The 18,476-nt window shown below is 34.0% G+C and carries 15 protein-coding genes; 10 read left to right on the top strand and 5 right to left on the bottom strand.

Annotated features, from left to right (window positions below):
- Positions 1 to 5: 5 nt before the first annotated feature.
- From lpxA to AC2DGP_RS01680, 4 genes are read right to left on the bottom strand one after another with little or no spacing between them, the layout of a single operon-like run.
- On the bottom strand, positions 6 to 788 hold the full coding sequence (lpxA, locus tag AC2DGP_RS01695; RefSeq protein ID WP_484491297.1) for an acyl-ACP--UDP-N-acetylglucosamine O-acyltransferase: 783 nt from the start codon (positions 786 to 788) through the stop codon (positions 6 to 8).
- A gap of 1 nt (position 789) precedes the next feature.
- Entirely contained in the window at positions 790 to 2,181 is a 1,392-nt protein-coding gene (locus tag AC2DGP_RS01690; RefSeq protein ID WP_484491296.1) for a bifunctional UDP-3-O-[3-hydroxymyristoyl] N-acetylglucosamine deacetylase/3-hydroxyacyl-ACP dehydratase, read from the bottom strand.
- A gap of 1 nt (position 2,182) precedes the next feature.
- On the bottom strand, positions 2,183 to 3,217 hold the full coding sequence (lpxD, locus tag AC2DGP_RS01685) for a UDP-3-O-(3-hydroxymyristoyl)glucosamine N-acyltransferase (protein WP_484491295.1): 1,035 nt from the start codon (positions 3,215 to 3,217) through the stop codon (positions 2,183 to 2,185).
- A 40-nt stretch (positions 3,218 to 3,257) separates the two neighbouring features.
- Positions 3,258 to 4,487 (bottom strand): HD domain-containing protein, encoded by a 1,230-nt coding sequence (locus tag AC2DGP_RS01680; RefSeq protein ID WP_484491294.1) that lies wholly within the window; start codon positions 4,485 to 4,487, stop codon positions 3,258 to 3,260.
- A 113-nt stretch (positions 4,488 to 4,600) separates the two neighbouring features.
- Here AC2DGP_RS01680 and porX point away from each other — a divergent pair, with 113 nt between their 5' ends.
- From porX to AC2DGP_RS01650, 6 genes are all read left to right on the top strand, one after another.
- On the top strand, positions 4,601 to 6,148 hold the full coding sequence (gene porX, locus AC2DGP_RS01675) for a T9SS response regulator signal transducer PorX (RefSeq protein WP_484491293.1): 1,548 nt from the start codon (positions 4,601 to 4,603) through the stop codon (positions 6,146 to 6,148).
- 18 nt (positions 6,149 to 6,166) lie between these two features.
- Positions 6,167 to 6,577 (top strand): tRNA (adenosine(37)-N6)-threonylcarbamoyltransferase complex ATPase subunit type 1 TsaE, encoded by a 411-nt coding sequence (gene tsaE, locus AC2DGP_RS01670; RefSeq protein WP_484491292.1) that lies wholly within the window; start codon positions 6,167 to 6,169, stop codon positions 6,575 to 6,577.
- A gap of 35 nt (positions 6,578 to 6,612) precedes the next feature.
- Positions 6,613 to 7,812 (top strand): alanine dehydrogenase, encoded by a 1,200-nt coding sequence (locus AC2DGP_RS01665; RefSeq protein ID WP_484491291.1) that lies wholly within the window; start codon positions 6,613 to 6,615, stop codon positions 7,810 to 7,812.
- A 62-nt stretch (positions 7,813 to 7,874) separates the two neighbouring features.
- The gene (locus tag AC2DGP_RS01660) at positions 7,875 to 8,267 is read left to right on the top strand and encodes a DUF4258 domain-containing protein (RefSeq protein WP_484491290.1); all 393 of its coding nucleotides are present in this window, start codon (positions 7,875 to 7,877) and stop codon (positions 8,265 to 8,267) included.
- Entirely contained in the window at positions 8,264 to 9,328 is a 1,065-nt protein-coding gene (locus AC2DGP_RS01655) for an aldose epimerase family protein (protein ID WP_484491289.1), read from the top strand. The genes AC2DGP_RS01660 and AC2DGP_RS01655 overlap by 4 nt, the downstream gene beginning before the upstream one ends.
- 165 nt (positions 9,329 to 9,493) lie before the next feature.
- Positions 9,494 to 11,140, top strand: a complete 1,647-nt coding sequence (locus tag AC2DGP_RS01650; protein WP_484491288.1) for a T9SS type A sorting domain-containing protein — start codon at positions 9,494 to 9,496, stop codon at positions 11,138 to 11,140.
- Here AC2DGP_RS01650 and AC2DGP_RS01645 read toward each other — a convergent pair whose 3' ends face one another.
- On the bottom strand, positions 11,141 to 12,037 hold the full coding sequence (locus tag AC2DGP_RS01645) for a DMT family transporter (protein WP_484491287.1): 897 nt from the start codon (positions 12,035 to 12,037) through the stop codon (positions 11,141 to 11,143).
- Between the two features lie 238 nt (positions 12,038 to 12,275).
- On the opposite strand from AC2DGP_RS01645, the gene AC2DGP_RS01640 reads away from it, so the two are divergent.
- The 4 genes from AC2DGP_RS01640 (at position 12,276) to AC2DGP_RS01625 (ending at position 18,438) form a co-directional block, all read left to right on the top strand.
- On the top strand, positions 12,276 to 13,076 hold the full coding sequence (locus AC2DGP_RS01640) for a hypothetical protein (protein WP_484491286.1): 801 nt from the start codon (positions 12,276 to 12,278) through the stop codon (positions 13,074 to 13,076).
- A 103-nt stretch (positions 13,077 to 13,179) separates the two neighbouring features.
- Positions 13,180 to 14,745, top strand: coding sequence for a protein adenylyltransferase SelO (locus tag AC2DGP_RS01635; protein ID WP_484491285.1), 1,566 nt, complete (start codon positions 13,180 to 13,182; stop codon positions 14,743 to 14,745).
- Between the two features lie 32 nt (positions 14,746 to 14,777).
- Positions 14,778 to 15,167, top strand: a complete 390-nt coding sequence (locus AC2DGP_RS01630; RefSeq protein WP_484491284.1) for a DUF423 domain-containing protein — start codon at positions 14,778 to 14,780, stop codon at positions 15,165 to 15,167.
- A 145-nt stretch (positions 15,168 to 15,312) separates the two neighbouring features.
- Positions 15,313 to 18,438, top strand: coding sequence for a VPS10 domain-containing protein (locus AC2DGP_RS01625; RefSeq protein ID WP_484491283.1), 3,126 nt, complete (start codon positions 15,313 to 15,315; stop codon positions 18,436 to 18,438).
- Positions 18,439 to 18,476: the final 38 nt, after the last annotated feature.

Raw genomic sequence — 18,476 nt, 5'->3', positions numbered from 1 at the left:
TTCTTTTAACTATTAAAATATCCTTTCATAATACCTCTTTGTGAAGTTTGTATGAACCTTATGATTTCATCTCTCTCGTTTGATACTTCCATTTCAGCCTCAATAATTCTTATCGCTTGGCTGTTGTTGTATTTACTTTGAAATAAAATTCTGTATATATTCTGAATTTCTCTAATTTTCTCAGTTGTAAACCCTCTACGTCTTAGTCCTACAGAATTAATACCAACGTACGATAAAGGTTCTCTTGCTGCCTTCACAAATGGTGGTACATCTTTTCTTACCAAAGATCCTCCCGTTACAAAAGCATGATCTCCAATAGAACAAAACTGATGAATTGCTGTCATTCCTGCCAAAATTACACTGTTTCCAATATTAGCATGCCCAGCTAAAGTACTTCCATTTGAAAAAATACAATCATTACCCACAATACAATCATGTGCAACGTGACAATAAGCCATGATCAAACAGTTATTACCAATCACAGTTTTCAATCTGTCAGAAGTTCCTCTGTTGATTGTAACACATTCTCTTATGGTTACATTATCACCTATAATTGTTTTTGTTTCTTCCCCATTATACTTCAAATCTTGAGGCATTGCAGAAATTACTGCTCCAGGAAAAATTTTACAATTCTCACCAATTACAGCCCCCTCCATAATGGTAACATTAGAACCAATCCAAGTTCCTGAACCAATAGTAACATTATTATGAATTGTAGAAAACGGTTCAATTACCACGTTTCTAGCAATTTTTGCTTGAGGATGAATATATGCTAACGGTTGATTCATATTATTGTTTTTTTGCGATTTGTGCCATTAATTCAGCTTCTACTACTACTTTATTATTTGCATATCCAAAAGCTTGCATATGACAAATACCTCTTCTAATAGGAGATATTAATTCGGCTTTAAAAATCAAGGTATCACCTGGTAATACTTTTTGTTTAAATTTAACATTATCCATTTTCATAAAGAACGTAAGATAATTCTCTGGATCTGGTACCGTACTTAATACTAAAACACCCCCACATTGTGCCATTGCTTCAATTTGCAATACTCCTGGCATCACCGGTGCATCTGGAAAATGTCCAACAAAAAATGGTTCATTCATTGAAACATTCTTAGAACCCACCACATAAGTATCCGTCAACTCCAATATTTTATCTATCAATAAAAAAGGAGGTCTATGAGGAAGAATCTCCATAATTCTATGAATATCCATCAAAGGAGGTGTATTCAAATCGTATTGAGGCACCTTATTTCTTTTCTCTTTTTTTATAATGTTTGCTAATTTTTTAGCAAATTTAGTATTGATTGAATGCCCTGGCTTGTTGGCTATTACTTTCCCTCTTATAGGTGTTCCTACCAAAGCTAAATCACCAATTACATCTAACAATTTATGCTTCGCTGCTTCATTTGCCCAATGCAAGGTTAAATTATCTAAAACACCATTTGCCGTAACTGAAATAGCATCTTTATTGAATGCTTTTTTCAATTTTGTCATGGTATTGTCTGAAATTTCTTTATCAACATAGACAATAGCATTATTCAAATCTCCACCTTTAATCAAGTTGTTATCCAATAACATCTCTAACTCATGTAGAAAACTAAAAGTACGTGCATTTGCAATTTCCGACTTAAAGTTACTCATCTTCTCTAAAGAAGCATTCTGAGTACCTAAAATTTGAGTCCCAAAATCAACCATTGTAGTTACTTGGTACTCCTCTGAAGGAACAATCATTATCTCACTACCAGACTCCTCATCACGGTAACTGATAATTTCTTTTACTATATACTCATCAACAATAGCTTCTTGTGATACAATACCCGCTTCCTCAATTGCTTGCACAAAAAACTTAGAAGAACCATCCATAATTGGTGGCTCAGACGCATCTAATTCGATAATTAAATTAGTAACTCCCAATCCTACAGCTGCCGCTAAAACATGCTCAGAAGTATTTATACTTACCCCATTTTTCTCTAAATTAGTCCCTCTTTGTGTATCCGTAACATATTCTGCTTTTGGCTCAATACTCGGGTTACCTTCTAAGTCAACCCTAACAAAAGCATACCCGTGATTTTCAGGTGCAGGTTTAAAAGTTAACGTTACCTCTTTTCCTGTATGTAATCCAATACCCTTAAGAGTAATTTCTTTTTCTATAGTTTGTTGGTTGCGTTGCATTCTATTTTTCTTTTAATGCTTTAATTTCTTTTTCTAATTCGTTTATTTTCTCGACATATGATGGTAGGTTCCTAACAATAGCAGATGACTTATTCCATTTCTGAATATTGTACGCAGGAAAACCAATAACAATGTCCTTATCCTTTACATTCTTGCGCACCCCAGAAAATCCTGAAACAACTACATCATCTCCAATCTTTATATGTCCAGCAAAGGCTGCTTGACCACCAATCATTGTTCTCTTACCAATTTTAGTAGAACCTGAAATTCCAGTTTGCGCCGCGATAACGGTATTCTCATCAATTTCACAGTTGTGAGCTACTTGAATTAAATTATCCAATTTCACACCTTTTCTAATAATTGTAGATCCCAATGTAGCTCTATCAATTGTTGTATTAGCACCAATGTCTACATTATCTTCTATAACTACATTCCCAATTTGAGGAATAGCCGTGTATACTTTATGTTCATCTGGAGCAAACCCAAAACCATCAGCACCAATAATAGCACCTGAATGAATTTTACAATTATTTCCTATTTTACAATCTGAGTACACTTTTACACCACTGAATAAAGTCGTACCACTTTCAATAGTAACATTATCACCAATGTAACAGTGAGGATAAATTTTTACGTCATCTCCTATTTTTACATTGTTTCCTATATAGGCAAAAGCACCTAAATAAATATTAATTCCTATCTCAGCTGAATCACTTACAAAATGCGGTTCTTCTTTACCTGATTTATTCTGCTTTACTTCGTTATAAAAAGTAAGCAGTTTGGTAAAAGCCGCATAAGCATCATCAACTTTTATTAAAGTTGCCGAAATTTCTTTTGTTGGCTCAAAACTCTTATTTACAATTGCCAAAGAGGCGTTTGTTGTGTATATATAAGAGGTATATTTTTCATTAGATAAAAAGGTCAAAGCTCCCTCTGTCCCTTCTTCTATTTTTGCGAGTTTAGAAACCTCAACATTGGGATCTCCCACAATATCGCCTTCTAATAACTCTGCTATTTGCGTTGCTGTAAATTTCATTGCTTGCAAAAGTATAAAATTAATATGGTTTCTGCCAATCCTATTTCTTTGGATAACATATGAAGTATTTGACCACAGGTTTGGTCAAGGCTTGAATATTTAATTGATCTGATGCCTCAGTAATATCCTTTATGTCTCCCTTTTTGAAATAAATATTTATTTTACTTTTCAAAGAGTCATACGCTTGATTTTGAACACAATCTGTAAAAACAAAATAACTCAACTCTTCCTCTGACAATCCTAATTCCATTTGTTTCGATTGAAATACCGAATTGAAATAGTCTTCATCAATCGGTTCATTTTTCAATTCAATTTTCAGCAGGTTTCTATTAATAATCATTTTAGATAAGCTTGATAGTACTTTATCCTCATGAATTATCCAATCTTTTATGGCTGAAAGAATATCATAATCATCTAATTTGGCAAAGGTTTTTAGTACATCAAAATCAAAATTATTCTCCGATATTTGATTTTCTAAAAAGAAACTAAATGCCTTACTTCCGCTTAAAGAATTTCCTTTTTTCGATAATTCATTCGCTCTCCTCAGTAAATTGACAAGCATTTTTTCTGCAACTACACCTGTTTTATGTAGGTATACTTGCCAATACATTAACCGTCTCCCTACAATAAATTTTTCAGCCGAATAAATTCCTTTTTCTTCCAGTACCAATTCATCATCCACTACATATAACATGGCGATCAGACGTTCAGAATTTATATTTCCTTCAGCAACCCCACTGTAAAAGCTATCTCGTTTCAAGTAATCTAATCGATCCATATCCAATTGACTAGAAATCAATTGATGCATGAATTTTCTTGGATATTTTCCTTCAAACACTTCAATAGCTAAACTTAGTTGCCCTTCAAATTCTTTATTTAATTCCTTCATATAAAATAAAGAAATTTCTTCATGACTAATTCCTGTAACGATACTATGTTCTAGTGCATGTGAAAATGGACCATGCCCAATATCATGTAATAAAATAGCTATATAAAGAGCTGTTGCCTCCTCCTCAGATATTTCTACACCTTTAGACCTCAACGTTTGAACGGCACTCTGCATCAAATGCATACATCCAATTGCGTGATGAAATCTCGTATGATGCGCTCCAGGGTATACCAAATAAGAAAGTCCCATTTGAGAAATCCGTCTTAATCGCTGAAAATAAGAGTGTTCTATTAAATCAAAAATTAATGCATTCGGAATAGCAATAAATCCGTAAATTGGGTCGTTTAATATTTTTAATTTATTTGTTTGTTTGGCGCTCAAAATTTTGTTTTTTTGATTGTAACAAATATAACATTCTTTAATAAACAGTAACCAAATATTCAATTATTAGCTCTATTGCAAATGATTGCTTTAAATAACACGAAAGGCAAAAAATGAAAAACATACATATTCTTTGGGTTGATGACGAAATTGAATTATTAAAACCTCATATTTTATTTCTAGAAGGTAAAAACTATGAGGTTTCAAAATGTACAAATGGAGCGGATGCCATTGATTTAATCGCTGAAAACAATTATGATATTGTTTTCTTAGATGAAAACATGCCTGGATTGACAGGTATTGAAACATTGACAGAGATCAAAAATTCAAAACCAAATCTGCCGGTAATAATGATTACAAAGAGTGAGGAGGAGTATATCATGGAAGATGCTATAGGCTCTAAAATTGCAGATTACCTTATAAAACCAGTTAACCCTAGTCAAATATTGTTAAGTTTAAAGAAGAACTTAGATCACTCTCGATTGATTTCTCAAAAAACAACTTCAAATTACCAACAGGAGTTTAGAAAAATCTCAATGGATTTAGCAATGGTTAACTCTTATGAAGAATGGATTGAACTGTATCAAAAACTGCTGCATTGGGAGCTGGAGTTAGAAAACATCAGTGATTCAGGAATGCTAAGTATTTTAGAAAGTCAGAAACAGGAAGCTAATAGCTTGTTTTTTAAGTTTATTAAAAAAAACTATCAGGATCTTTTAACAGAAAATGACAGGCCAGCTTTTTCTCATACACTTTTTAAAGAGGAAATACTTCCTGAAATGACCAATAAAAATGGAACTTTATTAATTGTCATTGACAACCTTAGGTACGATCAATGGAAATCCATTGAAACGCATATCAGTCCGTTCTATAAAAAAACAAAAGAAACCCCTTATTTTAGCATCCTACCCACAGCAACGCAATACGCACGAAATGCTTTTTTCTCAGGAATGACTCCATTAGACATGGAAAAGCAATATCCTGAATTTTGGAAAAATGATGAGGATGAGGGGGGTAAAAACTTGCACGAAAAAGATTTTCTAGCTGCTCAGATCAAAAGATTAAAACCAGAACTTACATTTGACTACAACAAAATAACAACTTTAAAAGGCGCCAAAGAATTAGATTCCAATTTCAATAGTTTAAAGGCGACTGATCTTTCTGTGATTGTATATAATTTTGTGGATATGTTATCACATTCTAGAACAGAACTAGATGTCATAAAAGAGCTTACTGGTGATGAAAAAGCATATAGATCTCTCACACTAAGTTGGTTTAAAAACAGTCCTATCTTTAGCACAATTCAAAAAGCAAAAAAAGCGGGTATGCAGTTAATAATTACCACAGATCATGGGACTATCAATAGTAAAACACCAACAAAAGTAATCGGAACTAAAAGCATCAGTTCCAATCTTAGGTATAAAACTGGTAGAAGCTTAACCTATGAAGACAAAGATGTTTATGCTGTCCAAAACCCAAAAGATATTTTTCTACCAACACAACATATGAATAGCTCGTTTATATTTGCAAAAGAAGATCTGTTTTTTGCATATCCAAATAATTACAATCATTTTGTGAAATATTATAAAAACACCTACCAACATGGAGGAATTTCTTTAGAGGAAATGATCATTCCATGTGCTATCTTTGAACCAAAATAATTTTCTTTTAAAATCATCATGGAATTAGAATACACCCTAGAAAACTTAAAGGACACAGCACAAGAAATCCTAAAAAATGCAAAACATAAAACATTTTTATTTTACGGTGAAATGGGAATGGGCAAAACAACATTGATCAAGGAACTAGCAAAACAACTAGGTGTTGAAGAAGAGGCTAGTTCCCCTACATTTTCTCTAGTAAATGAATACGTTACAAATAGCAAAGAAAAGCTATACCACTTTGACTTCTATAGAATAAATCATGAAGAAGAAGCATATGACATTGGCCTAGAAGAATATTTATATAATGACGCTTGGTGTTTTATTGAATGGCCTTCTGTACTAGAAAATTTATTACCTTTAGAAAGTGTTAAGCTACGCATCACCAAAAATGATGACAATTCTAGAACGATAAGTATAGAAAATTAACGCAAAAAAACTGCTAACCTACGTACCAAATAAATATGAGTCAACATTTTTCCCCATTCAGCAAAGAAGAATTAATGCCGCAAGAAGAAAAACTTGAAACTCAAAAACAAAAAGGAGAACTTTTTATTGGACTTCCCAAAGAAACCTATTTTGAAGAAAAAAGAATTTGTCTCACCCCTGATGCAGTGGCGGCAATGACTCAATGTGGTCATAGAATCGTAGTAGAAACAGGTGCTGGTGAAGGAGCAAATTTTACAGATCAAAATTATTCTGAAGCTGGAGCCAAAATCGCTTATAACCCTAAGGAAGTATTTGGTTGTAATATTATTTTAAAAATTGAACCTCCTACACTTAAGGAAATAGAAATGATCAAACCGCAGACTATTTTAGTTTCTGCACTCCAATTAAAAACGCAGGAAAAAAAATATTTTGAAGCCTTAGCCATCAAAAGAATTACTGCTATTGCCTTTGACTTCATTAAAGATCATGAAGGAATGTATCCAGTAGTTCAATCACTTAGTGAAATTGCTGGAACCGCCTCTATCCTTATTGCAGCAGAGTTAATGAGTACTCAAAACAAAGGGAACGGATTACTACTTGGAAATATCGGAGGAGTTCCTCCGGCAGAAGTAGTTATTATTGGAGCTGGTACCGTAGGAGAATTTGCTGCAAAATCAGCCATTGGACTCGGTGCTTCAGTGAAAGTTTTTGACAATTCCATCTCCAAACTAAGATGTCTGCAAAAAAGCCTAAACCAACCAATTTACACTTCTACCCTGCAACCTCGAACTTTACAAAAAGCATTGATGCGATGTGACGTTCTAATTGGAGCTATTAGAGGTAAATCTAGAGCCCCGATTGTAATAACAGATGCTATGGTTCAATTAATGAAACCAGGATCCGTTATCGTTGATGTTAGTATTGATCGTGGTGGTTGTATTGAAACCTCAGAAGTAACAACACATAGTCATCCAACATTTAACAAACATGATGTTGTACATTATTGTGTCCCTAATATTCCTTCCAGGTATGCTCGAACAGCAACTGTATCGATAAGTAATATTCTAACACCTTTTTTAATACATATTGCCAATGAAGGAGGTTTTGAACAAGCATTTAGAAAAGAAAGAACGCTAAGAAGTGGAATGTATTACTACCATGGAATTCTAACGAATAAAGCCGTTGGAGAATGGTTCAACTTACCTTATAATGATATCAATCTGTTAATCTTATAAATATCTGTTTTTCTTTATGTTTTTCGCTTTATAATGGTATTTTTGCGCCTTAAAATCATCTTATGAACATAGCTAATCGCTTCATATATTTCTTTTTCGGACTAACGCTAGGTGTTATTGCTGTACTATTTTTAGCAAAAAAAAAGAACATACAATTTCCATATGGACCTGATGCAAGGACCTTAAAAAGTATTCGTGTTAAAGAAAAACGTTTTTTTTCTGATCAAGCAAAAAAAGCCTACACTCAATATAATTTAGACTCTATTCAAATGGAGTATCTATTAACGCAAAGTGATGTAGACTTTTCCGAAAGCGATACTGATACGAAAAAACCATGTCAAACCTACAAAATCAATGGAGAGCTAAAAGACATGGAAGTTTCTCTGTTGGTTAAAAGATGTGATTCATCTGCTACCTTTGAAGAAATCTTTATTAAAAAAAAAATAAAAAAATGAGCCTCAACTTAGTGAACCCAAACAATTTTGAAAAAATCATTGATGGTAAAAATGTGCAACTTTTTACCTTGACTAACAATAACGGTCTCACTTCTCAAATCACCAATTTCGGAGGAAGAGTAGTTTCTCTTTGGGCTCCCGATGCTAATGGCAACTTTGAAGATGTCGTTTTAGGCTATGATAATTTAGAAACCTATATAACACCTCCTAGTGAAGTTTATCTAGGAGCACTTATTGGAAGATACGGAAACAGAATCGCTGAAGGAAGATTTGAATTGAATGGGAAAGAATTTAATGGAGCTATTAACAATGGTCCAAACCATTTACACGGTGGTTTAAAAGGTTTTTCACATGTAGTTTGGGATGCTGTATTACTAAATGAATCTCAACTAGAATTGAGTTATATTTCTAAAGATGGAGAGGAAGGATACCCAGGTAATTTAAAAGTTACTGTTTTATATAGTCTAACAGATAACAATGCATTGGAAATTGAATACAAAGCAACAACAGACCAAGCAACTCATTTGAACCTTACGAATCACTCGTACTTTAATCTAAATGGCGCTGGTTCTGGAACTATAAAAAATCACTTGTTACAGTTAAATGCAAACAGTTATTTACCTACAGATGAAACTGCCATTCCACTCGGTAATCCTAAAAATGTAGAAAACACTCCTTTTGATTTTAGAACTTTGAAACCAATAGGTCAAAACATCAACGATTCTAATAAACAATTAGAAATGGCACATGGATATGACCACACCTTTGTTTTCGCAAATCAAGATAAAAAAGAAATTGCTGCATTCGCAATTGATCCGATCTCAAAAAGAACATTGACCGTTTATACCAACGAGCCAGGAGCTCAATTCTATACAGGTAATTGGGTAACAGGATGTGGAACAGGAAAACAAAACAAAACGTACCTTAACCAAGATGCCTTTTGTATTGAAACACAACATTTCCCTAACACCCCAAATACATCAGAATACCCTACAACCTTATTAAACCCGGGAGAAGAGTATTATTCTTTTTGTAGTTATCAATTCGGAATCCAAAAATAAAAGCCATCCATTATTTGATTGCTTTCTAGCAATAGGTTAAAATAGTCAGACAAACAGGTAAAAACGTTACTGAAAAATTGAATCACAATAAGTTACTTTGTAATTCAGATCAGTTACTTTTTACCTGTTTTGATTTTAACCCTATTTTGATACTAAAAGAAAACAATGAAATATATATCCACAAAAGGCCAGGTAAAGCTTACAATTTTTGTTTTATTATCCAATTTTGTCAATCTATTATATGGGCAAGTCTATCCAACATCTGATCCAACAAACATTGACGGTTGGATTTTAAATGAAGCTTTAAGTGATGAATTTGATGGAAACACATTAGACAAGGACAAATGGTGGATTCTTGGAGAAAACGATGACTATAGAAATAAATGGAAAGGACGTGCTCCAGCTCAATTTGCAGCCTATAATGTATCAGTTGTCAACGACGAATTAATACTATACTCTAAATGGGATCCAAATTTTGAATTTGCAAATGAATCTTTAGGAGATATTCCCTATGGAGGAGAGAACAAAAGCCAACCAATTACACAAGCTGCCATTATAAGTGAACGCTTTTTTAAGTATGGGTACATGGAGATAAGATGTATTGCAGCCGATGCACCTGTCACCTCTTCATTCTGGACAACTGGCTACCACTCTGAAATTGACATGACTGAGAATTATGGTAAAAGACCTATTGGAAATCCAGAAAATAGACCAGAAGAATTAGAAAGAAAATACCGTACCAATATGATAAGCTGGGATCCTGATGCCGCTGATGATCATACAAATTACAAAGTAGAATCTACACTTGATGTTAGAGTTGCAAGCGACTATTTTGTTTATGGTTTTGAATGGGATGAAGACTATATAAAAATATATTTTGAAGGAGAATTATTAAGAACCGCTACAAGAGCTGAACTAGAAGCCAACGACCAATGGAGACATCAATATCCACAAGAACTTTGGCTTGATTCTGAAGTGTTTTCATGGTATGGTATGCCGACCTTAGCCGACTTAACTCCTGATGCCGAATATAAAATTGATTATGTTAGAATTTGGCAAAAAGAAATTATTGGTCCCGATTTTTATTCTTTAGGCTTCGAAGGTCCTTTTTATTACCAAGGTCGCAGCCGAAACTGGTCTACAAATCCCAATTCTGGTTTTAGATTAAAGGACGAAAAAGCAGCAAGTGGAGATATCTCACTACGGTTTGAAAAAGCAACTCCTTATGCTACGAACACTTATGCTGATGCACCGTTTGGTTCACTAGATCTACCTTCTGGAAGCAATAAAATATCGATGAAAATATGGATTGATCCAGATACAGAAATTGATAGAATCTATTGCCAACTTAAAAACCCTAGCACAACCATTTATATCGATTTGGCTGATGTTCAAAAAGGGGCTTGGCAAAACATCTCTAAAACATTCAATAGATCCACGGCATCAGATACTAACTTAACAGATGGAGATAGACTTTCTATCCGATTAAGAGGACAGGATATTTCAAGCTCAAGTGCCTTATTATATATTGATGATATTGTTTTTGAAAATGACAACACGGCTTCAATTAGCACCACAAAGGAACAAATAGATTTTAAAATAATTCCTAATCCAGCTCAAGATTATATACAAATTAGTTCTGAAAGCAAAGGTCAAATAAATATTTATAACGCTACAGGTATAAGTATTCTATCCTCACAAAAAAACTCTGATTTATTAGATCTAAACACTCAAAATCTTGCCCAAGGAATTTATTATATCCAACTTACAAGTGAAAAAGGAAGCTCTACAAAAAAACTTATCATCAATTAATTATCTTTCTGTTTTCTTAGACACAAGTGAAACCCCAAAAATAACTACTACAGTTCCTAAAACTTGACTCAAAGTTAATTCTTCTCCCAGAATTATATATGCCAATACTATTGTGGAAATTGGACCTATACTTGCTATAATTGAAAAATTATTACTGCCAATTAGTTCAATCGACTTAGAAACCATGAATGAAGGAATAATCGTTGATAAAATAGCCATGCCAACTCCTAAATAATATACTTCATTTGGATACCCCAATAAATCAATTTCGTGGGTAAAAAGATAATGAAACAAAACACAAACAGTACTAACAATCATCGCATAGGAAGTAAAACGTACCACTCCAAACTTGGGTATCAACCAACCACTACCAACCAAATACATTGCATAGGTTAACGCACTCATAAAAATCAATCCAACCCCTAAAAACAAGTTCTCACTAGACATATCAAGTTCACCAGAAAAAGCGGTAAGAACACCAATATAAGTTAGAAAAATTGCAAAGATTTGAATTCTAGAAATTTTAGTTTTCAAAAACACCCGAGAAATAATTAACACTAAAGTAGGGTACACAAATAATACTATTCTTTCTAAACCTGCTTTTATAAATTGCAATCCTTCAAAATCAAAATAACTAGCTAAATAATACCCTACAAATCCAAAAAACACCAACCATAAATAATCTGCTTTTTTTATGTTATTTTTTGACCTGCGAAAAGTGACACAAGCGATAATAATGTAAACGGGCAACGAAAATAACATCCGAAGTAACAATAAACTTACCGAATCAATTTCATATTGATAGGCTAATTTTACCATAATTGCCTTTGCCGAAAACAACACCACCCCAATTATCGCTAAAAATACACCAAGAGTATTTGCCTTAATTTTTACCATAAAACAAATATGATTCTTTCTTATTAGTCAATTCCTTAAAATAAATTCATTATACGATGTTCAACATCGATCTTCATCCATTATTGTCATATACCGGTACTAATAGAAGTAAGTATTCTACAACAATTATATCAGAGTCAACTGAAACATATGTTCTAACCTTAAAAACCATGGTTCTACAACAACTTGAATTAAACAACTAGTTTTAAACTAACTAAACACTACTACAACTGAACCTATGAAAACAAAACTTCTAATGCTATTATTAATAGCCATGACAATTCAAGCATGTAATTCTAACTCAGATACTGACATTTCAGAAACTGATAATAAAGAAACACCTAAAGACAATCCTATTGAAGACGAAACTCCTGAAGAAGAACCAGAAACTATCGAATACCCATACACAAAAGATGGTGTGAAATATGGTGAAGATTATATTGTTTTTGAACCAGAAATAACAAAATCCGATTTAGGCTTATGGGTGAAACGTGTGCCCGGAGACCCTAATTATCACGCCGGAAATGTACCACCTGTAAACAATGGCTATCTAGAGTTTACAGGAAACAACCTCAATGGAGGCTCCGCTAAATCTCCACTTACCTACAACTTTGTTTGTCCAAAGACAGGTAAATACAGAATAGTAATGCGTATGTACCAACCACTAAACGATCATGAAGAAGGAGATAAAAGAAATGATGTATGGATAAAGTTAACTGGAACTTTTACTTCCTCCTGTGTATTTCCCACTGATGCCTTAAAGCATAACCATAAATTTTGGGGCCGTGGTGTCAGAAAATGGGGTTCGGCTCATAAAATGGAAGGTCATGTGAACGGCGTTAAAAAGCTAAACAAAGCCATTTACTATCTCTCTGCTGGACAGACTTACACCTTAACCATTTCGGGAAGAGCGCAAGGATGTAGTTTAGATTATATTCTTTTTTACAATGATGTGCGTAATTATAGTATTGAAACACATGATGATCCTGCAGTAAAACTGCCTGAAGCCTATAGGCCAGACATTATTCAAATCAACTAAAATTCTCCCCCCTATTATAAAAAAGAAGGTCCAATGACCTTCTTTTTTATTTTAAGATACACAAAGTCGGCTCGATTACTTCTAATATAGTAACTTTGTATACATGAAGCTGAACCTAAGAGACACCTTTAACAAAGAGTTACCATCGGATCCTATTTTAGAAAATTCACGAAGACAAGTCTCAAACGCTTGCTTTTCTTTTGTGAACCCTATAAAAACGAAAGCACCTAAAATCGTACATACAGCAACTGAAGTTCAGGAGCTTTTAGGCCTAACTCAAGAAGATGCTATGTCAGATGAGTTTCTTAAAGTATTTACAGGAAACAAAATTATTAATGGAACACAGCCCTATGCCATGTGTTATGGTGGTCACCAATTTGGAAATTGGGCAGGTCAATTAGGGGATGGTAGAGCAATCAACTTAGGTGAAATAGAACACAAAAACGCAATCTGGGCAATCCAGCTAAAAGGAGCTGGACCAACTCCCTATTCAAGAACAGCAGATGGGCTAGCTGTTTTAAGATCTTCCATTAGAGAATACTTATGTAGTGAAGCTATGTTTCATCTAAACGTTCCAACAACACGCGCTTTAAGCTTGTCCTTAACCGGAGATAAAGTACTTAGAGATATTTTATACAACGGAAATCCGGCTTATGAAAAAGGTGCCGTAGTTTCTAGAGTAGCTCCAACCTTTATTCGTTTCGGAAGCTTTGAAATTTTCGCAGCACGAGAGGAAATTCCCACATTAAAAACACTACTCGACTATACTATCAACCAATTTTATTCACATTTAGGAAAACCTTCTAAGGCTGTGTATCTCGATTTTTTTAAAGAGGTTGCGGATAAAACACTTGACATGATCATTCATTGGCAACGAGTTGGTTTTGTACACGGAGTAATGAATACAGATAATATGTCTATTCTTGGTCTCACTATAGATTATGGTCCTTACGGATGGTTAGAAGGCTATGACTACAACTGGACTCCAAACACAACAGATCGTCAAAATAAAAGATACAGGTACGGAAACCAAGCCAATATGGGCTTATGGAATTTATTAAAATTAGCAAATGCTATTTATCCTCTTATTGAAGAAACAGCTCCACTTGAATCTGTTTTAGAAAATTACAAATCAGATTTCGAGAAGAAATACCACCACATGATGTGCTCAAAAATTGGTCTAGAAAACCTCATGGATACAGACCATCAATTGATTACTGAGCTTGAAAACACATTGCATTTGACCGAAACGGATATGACTATATTTTTTAGAAACCTAGGTAATATATCAAAAAATGACACGCCTGATTTAGCCTTAAAAAAAATATCTGATGCTTTTTATGATCTATCTGAAGTCAATAAAACCCATAAATCTAAATGGATTCAATGGATTGAAAATTACACTCTTAGATTAAAAAAAGAAAAAATAAGTGATCTTGACAGAAAAACCAAGATGCATCTTGTAAACCCTAAATATGTTTTAAGAAATTACATGGCTCAATTGGCAATTGATGCTGCAGATAATGCTGATTACACTTTAATTAATGAGTTATATCAATTACTAAAAAAACCATACGACGAACAACCAAATTTTAAAAAATGGTTTTCTAAACGACCTGATTGGGCAAAAAATAAAGTTGGATGCTCAATGCTATCCTGCAGCTCATAAATAATTTAATCACAACTATTATTAACACCATTATGAATCATATTACCTTATTATTTGCAAGCTTTTACGGAATGTTTGCAGTTATTTCTGGAGCTTTCGGAGCTCATGCTTTAAAAAAAGTATTATCAGAAGATCTGCTTAAAAGCTTTGAAACAGGTGTAAAATACCAAATGTATCACGCACTTGTATTATTATATATTTCAACTCAATTTAGTTTCAATAAGGCTATAGAAAATTACATTTCCTATAGTTTTATTATTGGAACCTTTTTATTTTCATTCAGTATATATGGATTGGTCTTGAGCGCAGCCAAAAACAAAAAGATAAAATTACTAGGTCCAATCACTCCTTTGGGTGGTCTTTTTTTAGTTATTGGATGGTTTTTACTTCTGGTTAATTCTTTTAATAATTTTGTTTTTTAACTAGATTAAATTTAATCATTTACTTGTTCTGTACAAGATATGTGCTAAAAACAACCTTATATGTATTTTGAAAACAAGTTTACACATATGTCATAAATCATTGTGACAATTATATTTTTATTCGTTGTAACCAAACTAAAAAGCAATGCAACGCATAAAAACTTACAACGTATTTTTCACATTATTATTTATTTCCTTAAGCATACATGCTCAATTAGACGAGGACTACTTCGAGAAATTGAGAACAGAAAAAGTTATTTCGCATAATTCTGTCAACTGGGTTCAATTCGGTCCCGGAATGGCTGGTTATTGTGAGCATTTCTGGATCCATCCTACAGATGATAATTACATGTACCAGAGTCCAGATATGTTTGATTCCTATTACACACCTGACGGCGGAGACACTTGGAACACACTTAAAGATAGTGACGGAACAGGCCAACTCATGAAAAGAGTTCGAGATATCACCTTCTCCCATCAAGATGAAAACTTTGGATATGCAATTGACACAAGAGGAAACCTTTTAAAAACTACAGATAAAGGTAAAAATTGGATATTACAACCAATTGATTTTGGCGGAAGACACTCCAAGTTAGTAGTTGACCCAACCGATGATGATATATGGTATATAGGTGCCGGAACTTTTTGGGACGTAAAAGAATATCACAGAAGCGTTAACAATATTCAAGGTCATGTCTATCAATATGCCGAATACGGTCACGTTTATAAAAGTACAGATAAGGGTGAAACATGGACAAAAATTACCGCTGGCTTACCTTCTACTTTAGATGTTGCACAAATTGTAATAGACCCCTCCAATACAAACAGAATCGTACTCATAGCTAAAAGTGGCTTATATATTAGCGATAACCAAGGAATCAATTGGACAAAAAGTACAAACAACGGTTTGCCTAACAACCTACCAAAAGATCTTACTTCTTATTACAATCCTGACACCAACGAATTCATTTTGTATTTGGTTGAGCAAGCAGTTTATTCTCCGTCTGGAACCACAATTTCATCAACAGGTGGAATTTTTAAAAGTACAGATTCCGGAAATTCATGGTCTAGCATAACAGGTAACTTAGCTTTGGATTTAACACAAGTAACGAACCACAGTACTCGAGATAAATATTATAAAACAGTAGCCTTTTGGTTAGAAGAAGAGAAATCATACATCCAAACCGAATACCCAGATTACCCAACTTCCATCTTACCCAACTACAACAGGATTGTTGTAAATCCCTTAAATAAAAATGAAATTTATATTGGTAACAACGTAAAACATGATAAGTCTTTTGGACCTGGCGATATCTGGAAAACCGAAGATGGTGGTACCACATGGTTTCCTTGTGCGAAAACAGGTCCGTACTGGTCTGAACAAAAAAACAAAGATTATTGGGATAGTCGCTCCGTATCCATGGAAGTAAACACAAAATTTGCGCATTTACAACCAGAAATTGACAGAAACCAAGAAACATGGGGGAATCGATTTTTAAACATCAACTCTCAAGGACATGTGTTCATTTGTTTGGATCAACAAATTTTAAAATCCACCAATAACGGAACCAGCTGGGAACAAATTGACGACAAAGAAACAACAGAAGATAGTGGACATTGGATCGGTAGAGGGGGTAGTAATTTACCAGGTAGGTTTATGCTACTCGAAACAGGAGTTACAGATAGAAAACTATTTTGTAGTGGAGAACATGGCTTATGGGAATCTGCTCCATTAGGTGATTATCCGAATGACACCAAAATAGCCGTAAAACAACTAGAAGGTCAAGTAAATGAAGGAGGAGCACATTCAACAGCTACAGTGGCCGTGGACCCTAAGAACCCAGATATAATTTACACTTTACAATTCAGGCAATCGCACCGAGGCTATTTTAGAAAATCAATTGACGCAGGTAAAACCTGGACCAATATCTCTCAACCCCTAGTGTACCCTGACACTGACATATCTGGTGATAACTTATTTCAATACTCATTACTTGTAGATTATAACGATACTGATAATATTTATTTTACGTCTATAGCAAATCCTATTGCAGAAGTTTCTTCCTCTAAGCAGCCAGAGGATTTTACCGATACAGGAGTTTACAAAAGTACAGATGGCGGATATACTTGGACAATAGAAAATAATGGCTTACCTAGTGATGCTTCCGTAAGACGATTGAAAATGGATCCAAAAAATCCTGATATCCTCTATGCAGCCTTAAATATTGGAAAAAACGGAGGTAATGGAGGCTTATACAAATCCATCGATAAAGCTTCAACATGGACAGAAATAAACATCCCTGAAAACATAAAAGCTGTAAACAATGTGTTCATCGACAGAAATACTGCTCATATTTTTATTTCCTGTGGAGATGAGGAAGGAGAACTTAATGCAGGTGGAGTTTGGGTAAGTAAAGACAACGGTACTACTTGGAGTAAAATTTTTGACATGCCTTATGTATGGCAAACGGAAGTATCTCCGGTCAACTCTAATATTATTCTAGTAAATGTACCATTACAACATGAAAATAGAGGATCGTACCCCATAAATCCTGGGGCTTATATGTCCCGAGATGCCGGACTAACTTGGTATAAAATAAACAACAATATTGGAAGGCCTGATCACATTACTGACTTAAAACCTGACCCTGTGGATGAAGATGTTATCTGGTGCGCTCACTTTGGTCAATCTTGGAGTAAAGCAACAATTAACACCGCTCTATTTCAAGAAGACATAAATTTTGTAAACTTTAAGAACACGATTAACCCAAGTCTAACAATTCCAATAGAAATCGAATATAACACATTAGAAGATCGTCTTTTGGTAGCCATATTAAACTCTCCTACCGGAAAATGGCTAGGAAACGCAAAACAAAATGTATCCGCAGAAAACTCTTCAACTATTTTAAATATTTCTTTATCCGAACTACCAGAAATAGCAGAGGATTACACCGTTTCTATTTCTATCAGACCTGTTGGTGGCTCATCACCTGAATCAGATATCGTAAACAAAAAAGAATTCTTGGATATCACTGATGATGAATTATCAGTAACGTATACTGAAAAACCACGAATAAATATCTTCCCAAACCCGGCAAAAGAAGTCCTTTTCATAAAAGGAAATCATTCGACCTATCCTTGGAAAATTTACAATATGTTTGGCACACTTGTTCTAGAAGGCAATGGGAATACGATAGACATCTCAAGCCTATCATTAAATATATATCTTTTAAAAATAGAAGAAAAAACATTTAAATTTCAAAAACTGTAATAAAAAAAGGTTCAAACTGTTAGTTTGAACCTTTTTTC

The organism is Flavicella sp. IMCC45537, assembly GCF_057197705.1.
This window is presented reverse-complemented; position numbering and strand designations above follow the sequence as displayed.

Excerpts from the sequence above, each read along its gene's own strand:
- AC2DGP_RS01640 (WP_484491286.1), top strand. The coding sequence starts at position 12,276 with ATGAAAACAAAACTTCTAATGCTATTATTAATAGCCATGACAATTCAA.
- AC2DGP_RS01625 (WP_484491283.1), top strand. The coding sequence starts at position 15,313 with ATGCAACGCATAAAAACTTACAACGTATTTTTCACATTATTATTTATT.
- lpxA (WP_484491297.1), bottom strand. The coding sequence starts at position 788 with ATGAATCAACCGTTAGCATATATTCATCCTCAAGCAAAAATTGCTAGA.
- lpxD (WP_484491295.1), bottom strand. The coding sequence starts at position 3,217 with ATGAAATTTACAGCAACGCAAATAGCAGAGTTATTAGAAGGCGATATT.
- AC2DGP_RS01630 (WP_484491284.1), top strand. The coding sequence starts at position 14,778 with ATGAATCATATTACCTTATTATTTGCAAGCTTTTACGGAATGTTTGCA.
- AC2DGP_RS01690 (WP_484491296.1), bottom strand. The coding sequence starts at position 2,181 with ATGCAACGCAACCAACAAACTATAGAAAAAGAAATTACTCTTAAGGGT.
- AC2DGP_RS01650 (WP_484491288.1), top strand. The coding sequence starts at position 9,494 with ATGAAATATATATCCACAAAAGGCCAGGTAAAGCTTACAATTTTTGTT.
- AC2DGP_RS01655 (WP_484491289.1), top strand. The coding sequence starts at position 8,264 with ATGAGCCTCAACTTAGTGAACCCAAACAATTTTGAAAAAATCATTGAT.
- AC2DGP_RS01660 (WP_484491290.1), top strand. The coding sequence starts at position 7,875 with ATGAACATAGCTAATCGCTTCATATATTTCTTTTTCGGACTAACGCTA.
- AC2DGP_RS01645 (WP_484491287.1), bottom strand. The coding sequence starts at position 12,037 with ATGGTAAAAATTAAGGCAAATACTCTTGGTGTATTTTTAGCGATAATT.
- AC2DGP_RS01635 (WP_484491285.1), top strand. The coding sequence starts at position 13,180 with ATGAAGCTGAACCTAAGAGACACCTTTAACAAAGAGTTACCATCGGAT.
- porX (WP_484491293.1), top strand. The coding sequence starts at position 4,601 with ATGAAAAACATACATATTCTTTGGGTTGATGACGAAATTGAATTATTA.
- tsaE (WP_484491292.1), top strand. The coding sequence starts at position 6,167 with ATGGAATTAGAATACACCCTAGAAAACTTAAAGGACACAGCACAAGAA.
- AC2DGP_RS01665 (WP_484491291.1), top strand. The coding sequence starts at position 6,613 with ATGAGTCAACATTTTTCCCCATTCAGCAAAGAAGAATTAATGCCGCAA.